The sequence below is a fragment of the Paraburkholderia sp. EG304 genome, assembly GCF_046543485.1.
Classification (GTDB): domain Bacteria; phylum Pseudomonadota; class Gammaproteobacteria; order Burkholderiales; family Burkholderiaceae; genus Paraburkholderia; species Paraburkholderia youngii.
Map to the genome: position 1 here is coordinate 1 of NZ_JBKGUA010000102.1, position 10,677 is coordinate 10,677.

9 protein-coding genes and 6 pseudogenes are annotated in these 10,677 nt (G+C 57.5%); 7 read left to right on the plus strand and 8 right to left on the minus strand.

Features of this window, described 5'->3' with window-relative positions; genetic code table 11:
- Positions 1-329: 329 nt before the first annotated feature.
- The 7 genes and pseudogenes from ACLFKU_RS40895 (at position 330) to ACLFKU_RS40925 (ending at position 4,162) form a co-directional block, all read left to right on the plus strand.
- On the plus strand, positions 330-587 hold the full coding sequence (locus tag ACLFKU_RS40895) for a hypothetical protein (protein ID WP_410853008.1): 258 nt from the start codon (positions 330-332) through the stop codon (positions 585-587).
- A 70-nt stretch (positions 588-657) separates the two neighbouring features.
- Positions 658-921: a hypothetical protein gene (locus ACLFKU_RS40900; protein ID WP_410853009.1), complete on the plus strand. Its 264-nt coding sequence runs from the start codon at positions 658-660 to the stop codon at positions 919-921.
- Positions 922-1,008: 87 nt separating this feature from the next.
- Positions 1,009-1,113, plus strand: a pseudogene (locus ACLFKU_RS40905) (IS5/IS1182 family transposase); the annotation flags it as partial.
- A gap of 7 nt (positions 1,114-1,120) precedes the next feature.
- Positions 1,121-1,282 (plus strand): hypothetical protein, encoded by a 162-nt coding sequence (locus tag ACLFKU_RS40910; protein ID WP_410853016.1) that lies wholly within the window; start codon positions 1,121-1,123, stop codon positions 1,280-1,282.
- Between the two features lie 125 nt (positions 1,283-1,407).
- A pseudogene (locus ACLFKU_RS40915) lies at positions 1,408-1,530 on the plus strand (type VI secretion system contractile sheath small subunit); the annotation flags it as partial.
- Between the two features lie 47 nt (positions 1,531-1,577).
- A pseudogene (locus ACLFKU_RS40920) lies at positions 1,578-2,450 on the plus strand (IS5 family transposase); the annotation flags it as partial.
- A gap of 359 nt (positions 2,451-2,809) precedes the next feature.
- A complete protein-coding gene (locus ACLFKU_RS40925; protein WP_410853014.1) occupies positions 2,810-4,162 on the plus strand; it encodes an IS30 family transposase in 1,353 nt (450 codons plus the stop codon).
- Between the two features lie 27 nt (positions 4,163-4,189).
- Here ACLFKU_RS40925 and ACLFKU_RS40930 read toward each other — a convergent pair.
- The 8 genes and pseudogenes from ACLFKU_RS40930 to ACLFKU_RS40965 all read right to left on the minus strand — a co-directional run.
- A pseudogene (locus ACLFKU_RS40930) lies at positions 4,190-4,270 on the minus strand (integrase); the annotation flags it as partial.
- A 47-nt stretch (positions 4,271-4,317) separates the two neighbouring features.
- A complete protein-coding gene (locus ACLFKU_RS40935; RefSeq protein ID WP_410853010.1) occupies positions 4,318-5,040 on the minus strand; it encodes an IS6 family transposase in 723 nt (240 codons plus the stop codon).
- Between the two features lie 178 nt (positions 5,041-5,218).
- Positions 5,219-6,112: a hypothetical protein gene (locus tag ACLFKU_RS40940; protein WP_410853011.1), complete on the minus strand. Its 894-nt coding sequence runs from the start codon at positions 6,110-6,112 to the stop codon at positions 5,219-5,221.
- A gap of 234 nt (positions 6,113-6,346) precedes the next feature.
- The gene (locus tag ACLFKU_RS40945; RefSeq protein WP_410853012.1) at positions 6,347-7,663 is read right to left on the minus strand and encodes an integrase catalytic domain-containing protein; all 1,317 of its coding nucleotides are present in this window, start codon (positions 7,661-7,663) and stop codon (positions 6,347-6,349) included.
- Between the two features lie 537 nt (positions 7,664-8,200).
- Positions 8,201-8,674, minus strand: a complete 474-nt coding sequence (locus ACLFKU_RS40950) for a transposase (protein ID WP_410853015.1) — start codon at positions 8,672-8,674, stop codon at positions 8,201-8,203.
- Positions 8,675-8,902, minus strand: a pseudogene (locus ACLFKU_RS40955) (hypothetical protein); the annotation flags it as partial.
- 892 nt (positions 8,903-9,794) lie between these two features.
- Positions 9,795-10,373: an IS5 family transposase gene (locus tag ACLFKU_RS40960; protein ID WP_410853013.1), complete on the minus strand. Its 579-nt coding sequence runs from the start codon at positions 10,371-10,373 to the stop codon at positions 9,795-9,797.
- Positions 10,374-10,417: 44 nt separating this feature from the next.
- A pseudogene (locus ACLFKU_RS40965) lies at positions 10,418-10,519 on the minus strand (transposase); the annotation flags it as partial.
- Positions 10,520-10,677 lie beyond the last annotated feature (158 nt).

Genomic DNA, 10,677 nt, shown 5'->3' on the forward strand with positions numbered 1-10,677 from the left:
AACATCGACTCGGTATAGCCGTCCGCTCCGCGCATCGCTTCAGTCTCAGTGTTGTCCGGTTCTTTGTTTCAACGTTTACCCCTCCCGCGCGGATGACGTGCGCGGGAGGTATTTCAACAGCCTGCTAGTGCCGCCGGACGGGATCCTGCATCGATTTTCGGCATGGCTACCTATTCCTCACGGAATGTCCTATTCCTGCACGATACAGGGTGCGTGTGACAAGAAGGACGTAATGAAGGTGCTCCTTGCGGCAGATCAAGGGCTGCGGTGTCAATAGCGCGTGTCAAATCGTGTGCGATTAGAATGGTTGGACGTGTAAGGAGCAACTGATGACATTGCTGAAAGACCGTCTAGCGGCGACGGAGCAAAAGCTGAGCGCCCTGAAAGAGGCACGAAAAGCTTCCGACAAGGCGCGCCGCAAGGCATACAAGGAGAGCAAAGCCGACCAGGCACGAAAGCTTGCGCTCGTGGGTGAGGCCGTCTTGCGGCGAGTTGAGCGCGGAGAAATGGACGAAGCCGACTTTCGGCAAATGATGGATGAGGCTCTCAACCGGCCGGCAGACCGGGCATTGTTCGACCTCGACTGAACGCGCCGTCCGATTCGGACGGTGAGCTTTTGCAGGTATCACCGGTGAGTCTTTTCAGGAGCCTGGTCCGATGACCCCCCCCACACACAATGGCGCGCACGGCGCCGTCCATCTGCTGACTGACAGCGACGCGCTGACCGCGAGCGTGAGGCGCACAGTGCGACTCGAAGCTGCGCCCGACGGCAAAAGCCTGGTCCTGATCGACGTCGACCAGCGCAAACCCGGGACTCAGCGCGAGGTGCGCTATGAGATCACGCCGGCCGAGCTGATTGCCGCGATCCGTGCGCACGGTGCCGAGCCGCCCGGCGAGAGTGATGGCGAAACTGGCAAGTGAAAGCGATCAAATGGGCGTTGGTGCATAGATAGGTCGATGAAAGATAGGGGTAATAAGATGACGTTCCCGTTCTCTCTGAATAGACGCATGCCGCATAAGCACAACGCCGCTCGTCGGCACCACATCCCGAAGATGGCGCATCGTGTGACGAACTGGCCGGAGTATGAAGCGGGCCTGAGACGAGCCGATTCCGCAGGATGTGAGCGATTCGATCGCGCTGGTGCTGACGAACGTGGATGGCTTGGCTCCGCAGGAAATCTCGGAAACCGTCCTTTACATCGGAATGCAATCCGATTCTGATGCGCTGCCGGGTCCTTCGACCGGAACAAGCAGCATGGCGGCACATTCGTTCCGCATCTAAACTCTGCCAAAACCGAATACCGGTTTGTCAAAGGTCTAGCGCACAACGCGACGGTGAAGACGTGGACAGAAAAAGGGCATGCTGTCTCGCACCTCCACACCGGCTAGCTTTTTTCGGAGTTAGATATGGCATATGAAAGTTCAACCGCTCCCAAGGAGCGGGTCAATATCGTTTATCGACCGGCCACCGGAGAATCAAGGGAAGAAGTTGAGCTGCCGCTTAAATTGCTTGTGGTGGGCGACTTCACTTTGCGCGACGACGCTACAGCGATTAAAGACATGAAGTCGATCAACGTCGACAAGGACAATTCCTTGAGACGTTGGATCAGATCGTGCCGTGTGCGCAACTGTGCGAGGTTGTCGAGCCGTACTATCCGAAGGGTCAAGGCGGTCGCCCACCGGTGGGTCTGGAGCGCATGCTGCGCATGCACTTTGTGCAGCACTGGTTCGACATGGCCGACGAAGCCTGCGAGGAAGCGCTGCTGGATAGCACCGCATTGCGGCGATTCGTCGGGGTTGACCTGGGACGCGAGCGCGTTCGCGATGGTACGACGCTCTTGAAGTTCCGGCGGCGGCTGGAGCGCAACAAGCTCGGCGAGCAATTGTTCGCGAGGGTCGGCGAGGTGCTGCAAGGGCGCGGACTGAAGGTAGGCACCGGCACGATTGTGGATGCCACCATCATCGGTGCGCCCAGTTCCACAAAGAATGCGGACAAGGCGCGAGACCCCGAAATGCATCAGACGAGGAAGGGCCAGCAGTGGTACTTTGGCATGAAGCTTCACATCGGTGTGGATAGCCAGACGGGTCTGGCACACAGCACGGTAGTGACGGCGGCGAACGTGCATGACAAGCATCCGCTGCCGGCGCCGCTGCACGGCGACGAGCGGCGTGTGTACGGCGACAGCGCCTATGCGAGCCAAAAGAAACTCATCACCAGCAAGGCGAAGAAAGCGAAGGACTTAACCAACCAGCGTGTACGCAATCGCAGTGGTGAAGTCGATGAAGCTAGGCGTTCGAAAAACCGCAACAAGTCGAAGATTCGTGCCCGGGTTGAACACCTCTTTGCGGTGGTCAAGCGGCTGTGGGGTTTTGGCAAGGTGCGCTATCGCGGCCTCGCGAAGAACGCCACGCGCGCCTTCTGTACTCGCGCTTGCCAACATCTACATGAGCCGCACGCGGCTGATGGCACAGGTGCGTCCATGAGCAGCCAAAGTGGGTCGAGAGACCCGCTTGCAAGGCCCTTCATGGCCAGAAAATCGAACCAGTCGCATCGCTCATCTCGCGTTCCGAAATTCAGCATCAAGCTGTTTGCGAAAACGATGGCTTCTTCAGCGAAGCCCTAGCAGGCTGTTGAAGAAGCTCTCCGTCGGCGCGTTGTCCCAGCAATTTCCTTTGCGGCTCATAGAGCAACGCATGCCATAGTCAGCCAGCCTGCACTGAAATTCGTGGCTCGCGTACCGGGCGGATTCAACCGGTCGTCGCAACACCTTTGATCGAGGAGATGTTTATGGGACGACCAGCCGGTTGGATGCATAAGTTGACAGGGCGAGGAGCGATGCGCTCGCCCGGTGCGCCGTCGCATCGGCGCGAGATCGAGCGGCGATTCTGGGAGCAAATCGCAACAGGCATTACAAGCGAGAAGGCTGCAGAGGCGGTTGGCGTGTCGCAGGCAGTAGGCACTCGCTGGTTCCGACATAATGGCGGCATGCCACTTTCCATGTTGAGCCCGATATCCGGGAGGTACCTGTCGTTCGCGGAGCGAGAAGAGATTGGACTACTTTCGCATCAAGGCGTCGGGGTGCGCGAGATTGCTCGCCGTATTGGACGCAACCCATCAACGGTCTCCCGGGAACTGACACGTAACGCTGCAACGCGTGGCGGGCAGCTTGAGTATCGGGCTTCGGTTGCGCAGTGGAAGGCGGAGCTGGTTGCCAAAAGACCCAAACCTTCGAAACTGGTGACTAACTCGCGGCTGCGCCACTACGCGCAAGACCGTCTGGAGGGCAAGGTTCGCGACGCTGATGGTCGTGAGATTTCTGGGCCACGGCAAGCACCATTCAAAGGGAGAAACAAACCGCATCGCGGTGATCGCAAATGGGTCAATGGCTGGTCGCCCGAACAGATTTCCAATCGGCTGCAGATCGACTTCCCGGATGACGAATCCATGCGCATCTCTCACGAAGCCATTTACCAGGCTCTTTATATCCAGGGCCGAGGTGCTCTCAAGCGCGAGCTGGTCAACTGCTTGCGCACTGGGCGGGCGTTGCGCGTGCCGAGGGCCCGGGCACAGGCCAAGGCCTGGGCGCACGTTAGCGAGGAGGTGATGATCTCCAGCCGGCCTGCTGAAGCGCAAGATCGTGCTGTGCCAGGGCATTGGGAAGGTGACCTGATCATCGGCCTAAACCGGTCCGCGATCGGAACGCTGGTTGAGCGGTCAAGCCGGTTCACCATGCTCGTCCATCTGCCTCGCGAGGAGGGCTACGGGCTGATTCCCAGAACGAAGAATGGTCCTGCGCTGGCTGGCTACGGAGCTGTCACGATGGCCAATGCGCTCAAGAAGACCGTGACTGACCTGCCCGCCCAGTTGTGGCGGTCATTGACCTGGGATCGTGGCAAAGAACTATCCGATCACGCCCGTTTCACGGTCGAGTCCGGGGTACAGGTATTCTTCGCCGACCCGCACAGTCCATGGCAGCGCGGCACGAACGAGAACACGAACGGTCTCTTGCGACAATACTTCCCAAAGGGTACAGACCTGTCCCGGTGGAGCGCTCGAGAAATCCAGGCCGTTGCCAATGCACTGAATACCAGACCCCGGAAAACACTTGGTTGGAAGACACCTGCCGAAGCACTGGACGAATACCTGAGGTCTGCTCAATAATCGAGTGTTGCGACGACCGGTTGGATCCGCCCTTGACACACGCCAGCCGACAATGCGTCGGGCGAACACGTCGATGATGAACGCGACATAGACGAAGCCCGGTTCTGTTGCAGTAAGGGTGTCGGGACGAGAAATGTCGATATGATAAGTATTGCTTATGACACAAGGGAGTAAAACTGCTGGGAAGCAGACGACGGGTCTTTGCCCGCACATTTCATCTGTCCTTTCCTGATCATGTGCATTACCTCGATGCCGCCGAGAATGACCCTCGCACGGTGGAAGTTCTTGAATCCCAGCATCGGCCGGGTCCGGCGTTTGATAGCCCGATGGTCCTGTTCGACAATGTTGTTCAGGTACTTGATCTGACGGACCTTGATCGGCGTCTCGCAATCGGCATTCACCGCATCCAGTGCGGCCAGATTGGAGCCGCTTTTGTCGATGGTCACGGTCTCTGGCGTACCATTATGGGCGATCGCCTTTTCAAAGAACCGCCGGGCAGCGACCTTGTCCCGCCTGGCCCTGAGCAGGAAGTCGACCGTGTCGCCCGCCTTGTCCACTGCCCGGTAAAGATATTTCCACTCGCCTTTGATGTTGATATAGCTCTCGTCCATTCGCCAGCTTTTCCCAACCGGACGCTTGTGCTTGCGCAAGCTCCTTTCGAAGAGCGGCAGCAGTTTGATGACCCAGCGGTACACCGTCGAATGATCTACCGCGATACCACGCTCGCCCATCATTTCCGCAAGATTGCGCAAACTCAGCGAATAGGCCACGTACCATCGCACGCACAGCAAAATCACTTCAAGCGGGTAGTGAAGGCGCTTCAGGATCTTGGCCAGGCACGGCGCGAGTGTGGTTCGCGGTGTCTTTGTCTTCTTCATCGCACAGCTCAAAAATTCGCTACCCAATTTTAACGTGGGCCTTACTGCAACAGAACCCTGCCAGTTACCCCTGCAAACCGGCTCATCCTGGAAGCTCGATGTGGGCCCAAACTGCCTTTTCCATTGAGAATTTGGAGTCTCATGAAAGGGATGCTATCCCTCCCTGGTCGATCGGATATTAAATACGAGCTTCCTTCCGTGCTTTAGCCCCGCTTTTCTTGGAAACTTTCTTCCGTGACTTTGTCGATGGCGACGCAAGCATGATCTGCTCGGGATGTTTTTGCGGAGCGGGTCCAAGAACTATTGGCCCGAGAACTGGCGAGAAACACTGCTTTCCTAGTTTATTAAACCCACTTGGTGTGGCGTGCAACTCATTTGCCCACTCGTTATCCGACAAGATCCCAGGCGTCCTCACGCGAATTACTGAGGCAATAAAATCGCGCACCAAGGAGTCTTGCATCACGCCCAATTCGTCAATGAGAATCTTAATTAGAGTGCGCCGAAACGAACCCGGTGCTAGATCGTCTGGATCGGGAACTCTTCGGGCATCCATCGGCGCTTTCAACCATTGCCCGAGACCTAAAAAGCCTTTTCCCGTCGGGATTGCGTAATCATAGTTATGGAGATGAATTTTGGCGCTCGGCCGAATCGCTAACGTTGCGTGAATAAGCCGTTCATACGACTGGTAAACAGTGTTGATCAAATTCGTTAAGCCTACGCTGTCGAAGCAGTCCGAGGGTTTTTTGGCGTTAGAACAATCCGGTTTCAATATTTTTTGAAAGTCATCGAATCCGGCGAAATCGTTACCTCCAGCGCTGATCAGGACGGCAGCTACCGCTGTGTATCCCTTCAATGCAGAAATGAAGCTCGCATAGTAAAAGCCGCTGGCTAATTCAACTGACGTCGCTCCATTAGCCCCGAAACATAGGATATTGGGCTCGTTTGAAAATCTGTTGATTGAGTTCAGCAAATTATTCTCGGGGTACCAAAACCAAGAGTCGCCCAAGGCCAATACATCGAGTCTTTCATTCGCTTTTTTGAATTCGGCTTCGTCCCAATACACTTTTCCCATCTCTTTTCTCCTCGAAAAAAAACGAAGAAGTAGCTCTTCCTGCAGAACCGAGCGTCAAGCCATCAAGGTTCAGGGTACAAAACTCTCCTTTGTCGCTCGCGCACGACTTAAAGACCCAAAATACACAATACTTCGGGAGATTTTGAGTCGAAAGATCGCGTTTTTGCGAAGCGTTCGTTCGCGCACTAGAGAGCGTCAAGCAGCGTGGCCGGCGTGTTGCCTCACGGGATCATGTTACTCCCGGGTAGTTGTCATTCTCCGATTGTTTTGCGATGACGGCTGGTGCCGCGTAGCGGTGCCAGCCTTTATCGCGTCCGTGTCGCCGAGTATCTGGATGACCAGTTCTCTGGCACGGTTCGATCGCCATGCCTTCACCCTGCGTTGCAGCGTACGCAACTGGGCGCTGGAATACATCGCCGGTGCCAGTGCGACGAGCCGTTCATGCAGTTTCCTTGCTGTAATTCCGGGCTCGCTTTCAAGCCATTTCTGTATTGTCGGCCACGTGTGCTCGAACGGATCTTCCCGGCTGCGCCAAGTGTGGGGGACGTGCGCTTTTCGGTGATGCGTTGGTCTTACCTCGCCGGCCTGCCACGCTGTCCCGAGACTCGCCAGGAATTCCGCGAGTGGAACTTGACCGGATGGCTTTGTCTCCGTCGGCGCCGCTCCGGAAGCACTGCATTCGGCGACACGCTGCTGGGCGTCGCGCATTCGGCTCAAGAGGTCCAGCGGGTCGAGCGCGCGAAACTGCGCACGCAGTCTGCGTTTGGTCATCTCCGGAACCGACGCCGACCGCAAGGCGCGCTCAAGCGGCGTCAAGGGCGCCTCATAGCGCTTCGTCACCCTCGCGCCGTGACGGGTCTTCGATTTCAGCTTGAATGACGGCTGGAAGAAGTTGATGTACAGCCGCGACACCTCGTACAGGGAAGCAAGGGTTGCCGTGGCTTCGAGTCCGCGTAACCTGCCATAGCCAACGAGGCGACGCACAATGGCGCCATTCTTTTGCTCGACCCACGCCTGATCGTTTTTCTTGTACGCGCGCGAGCGCGTCAGCTCGATACCCGTTGCTTTGCAGAAGTCGAATACAGCTTCGTTCATGAAAGCCGTATCGTTATCGCAATCCAGACCGCGAAGCGGAAATGGCAATGCTCGACGAACTTGTTCGACGTGCTCGAGAACGAACGCACCGCTTCGATAGGGCATGGCCAGGCATTCCGTCCATCCAGTCGCAATATCGGTCAGGACGAAGCTGTGCACGAAGTCGCCGTCGATCTTGGTGCCACCGCAATGCTCGACGAAATCAACCTCAAGGTAACCAGGCAGAGGATTATCCCAGTCAGAGAACGTCCGGATTGGCACCGCACGGCGAATCGCATTTCCGATCCCGCCAGCGCGTCGGCGTTGACCGGCAAAAGCCTGTTCGCGCACGTCACGTAATAGCCGGTCAATGGTGGCGGCACTGATCTGGTTCAACCGCTGGCGAACGTCCTTCGATAGCGTCATGTGGCCATGCCGTGTCATCGAGTCGATCAGCGTTGGGATGAGCGCCTTCAACCGTTTGCCGCAGATCCGATCGCCCGCCTCCCACAGGGTTGATCAGCGCGGCACGCACCTCATCATCGTAGCGTCGCTGCGGGCCGGGCTTCGTTCTTGAAGGCCCGGGCTCGCGGCACAGCACGCGAATAGCGTGCTTGCGATGATACCCGGTCACCTGAACGAATTCGTCCAGTATCTCGCACTTCTCAACGCGCCCCGAACGGCGGTACCGCTCGCCGACCGCTTCGACCAATTCCCGTCTTGTTGCCATGCTGAGCCGCCTCGCCATAAGTCGCTCCCGCCAGCATTCTGACGGATAGCAAATTACATGAGGCAACGGCCTCGGCTCGGTAACAAATAACCTGAGTCAATGCGCCGGCCAAGCTAATTGTCGCCGCCCACGCGCACAGTGCCGCCCACGTCGTTTCGGCCCCGGTAGATCCGGTGCGCTCCCTCATTCGTTTGAGCCGAACATTGGGCTTTCCCCGGCCACCGAAACATACCCTGGAGGGGCTTTGTTCAGCAGGGCAGTGCCGCAGTTGGTTGCAGACGCAACTAGGCATTTTTGACGCAAACAGCCTTGCCGAAACTGTTCCACAGATTCACGAGGTTCGCGATAATCGCGCCCTCGCGCTGCTGCGATTCGGTTTTGCGCGTCAGTAGCCGCGCGCCGATGCAACGCTTGATTCGCGAGATCTGCGCCTCGACCAGCGCGCGCTGGCCGTACCCGTATTTGTTGCGGAACGCATGGATGCCCTTGTCCTTGATGTACCGAACGAGATGGTCGTACCAGCGCGTCGCCGGCTGATTGTGAACGACCGCATTGGCCGGTGGGGGAATCACCGGCAGCACGCCGCAGGCTGACCACGCCTCGGTCTGCGCAATACTGTAGTACGCGCCGTCGGCGATCACGCAGTCGACGTTCGCGTCGACTGCCAGCATCGCATTCAGGCCCGCCTCGTCGGAGACGTTGTCCCCGGTGATCGCGATCTGGTGGACATTCATCTCCGGGTCGATCGACAGATGCATCTGAAACTCTGATTCGTCGAGTTGGTCGACGTAATAGAACCGCAGATCGCGCATGGTTTCGCCAAGGCGCTAAAGCATCTTCGGCGTGCTGTCGAGCAACGGCCAGCAGTGCATCAGATACGCAAGCAAGGTCACACGACGAGTCTCGCACCACGCATCGAACAGTCGTAGACAGAGCGAATTAATTTCCTCGATGGCGTTCTCCCGCTCCGACAGATAGGCAATCATGATGTATCGGTTTTCCAATTGCGCTTCGACGACTCATAGTCAGCGACCAGAATCCCTGTCACATTCAGCGGAAGCTGGAAAAACGAGGCGTGGCGTCCTGATTTTCACATCAGGAAATCCTTACACCCTCTTTTCCGCTTTCCCAGGTGGATCGCAATCTGCCCAATCATGGGGTGAGCCGGTCCTTGACTGCCACGGCCAGCCTTGCCGTCAAGTTCTCCCAGTTGCTCATCGTACCGGGTCGGAGCACACTGAGCAGTGGTCCGCGACGGCCCTTGCTCAGATGCGGCCAGACAAATTGCTCGAACTCTTCGACGCTCAATTTCGTTGGAATCTTTTGCCACGACTGCCTTTCGGCCATTTCGACCTTCAAAGCATTGGGATTCTAGCCGATTCCTGTCAGCCGGGTAGAACCCAGGCCCGGCGGCCATTTCAACCGATTCCCCAGCTGGAAGAAACCCGCAACCAGTTGCATGATGCCGCCCCGCCGAGCAAGCTGTCTTCGGCCGACGCCTGCGGGCTAGCACACGCAAACTCCGGGCGAGGCTAAGAAGCGACGTGATGGTGATCCGACAGGAATGCTCGTCGGAGTTGGGTTCTGCAGTTTTCTGCAACAGGCCAACCGCCACTTTCAGGGAACGACTTAACGCGACAATGTCGACATATGTCGTGGGGAGTTGGACAAACAGGACGACCATGCAGACAATTGATCCCGCCCCTCCAGTGTCTCAGAAACCGTTTTGTATAGGCGTCTCATCCTTCCGAGGATGGAATCGGCGGTGGCCGTCCACATGGACGGGCGTTTATCAGCTTGGAGGCAGAGGTGGTCGAGGTCGGCCAGTGCAGACTATTTTAGCCGGCACGACATGCAAAGCACCGTTAAGAGACGGATTCAAAAAGGCTGCTCCGTCCGTCTGAAGATGTTCCAGCAGACGAGGGAGCAACCGAGTTTGAGAAATGCTTCGTGAATGTCAGCGCGATGTTCGAAGCGAATACGAAGACGACGGAAGTTGTGAAGCCACGCATGAGTACGTTCGACAACCCATCGGAACTTGCCCAGACCACTCCCGTGCTCTGTCCGGCGCTTGGCGATCACCGGAATGATGCCGCGCTTGCGAAGCTTCTGACGATGCGTCTCGGAGTCATAGCCGCGGTCTGCGTAGATGACTTTGGGCTTCTGAAGAGGTCGGCCACGCACGCCGCGCATCGGTGGAATGGCGTCAACGAGTGGCAGCAATTGGGTGACGTCGTTGCGATTCGCGCCTGTCAGGATCGCGCTGACAGGAACGCCGTTGGCGTCTACCAGGATGTGGTCCTTGGCACCTGGTCGCGCGCGATCCGTGGGGTTCGGTCCAGTTTTTCGCCCGCCCCAACGGCTCGCACAGATGAAGAGTCGACGGCTGCTCGCGAGAAGTCCAGTCCGCCTGCCTCGCGTAACTTCGCCAGCAGTAGTTCGTGCAATCGCTTCCACACACCCGCCTTCTGCCAGTCGCGCAACCGTCTCCAGCAGGTTGAGCCCGAGCCAAATCCAAGTTTTGTCGGCAAGTCGCGCCAACGAATACCGGTCTTGAGCACGAACAGGATGCCGTTCAGCGCAGCCCTGTTCGCAACCGGCAACCGTCCCGGATACTTCTTGCGCCGTGGTTTTGGTGCGGATTTCGGCGAACGTGACCGCCGATTTCGGGAACGTGACCGATTCGGCGGGGTTGGGCGTTGCGCGGTGTCGATTGTAGATTTCCTTGTCAGTTCTGGTCGAGTTCCGGCTCCAGGACGTT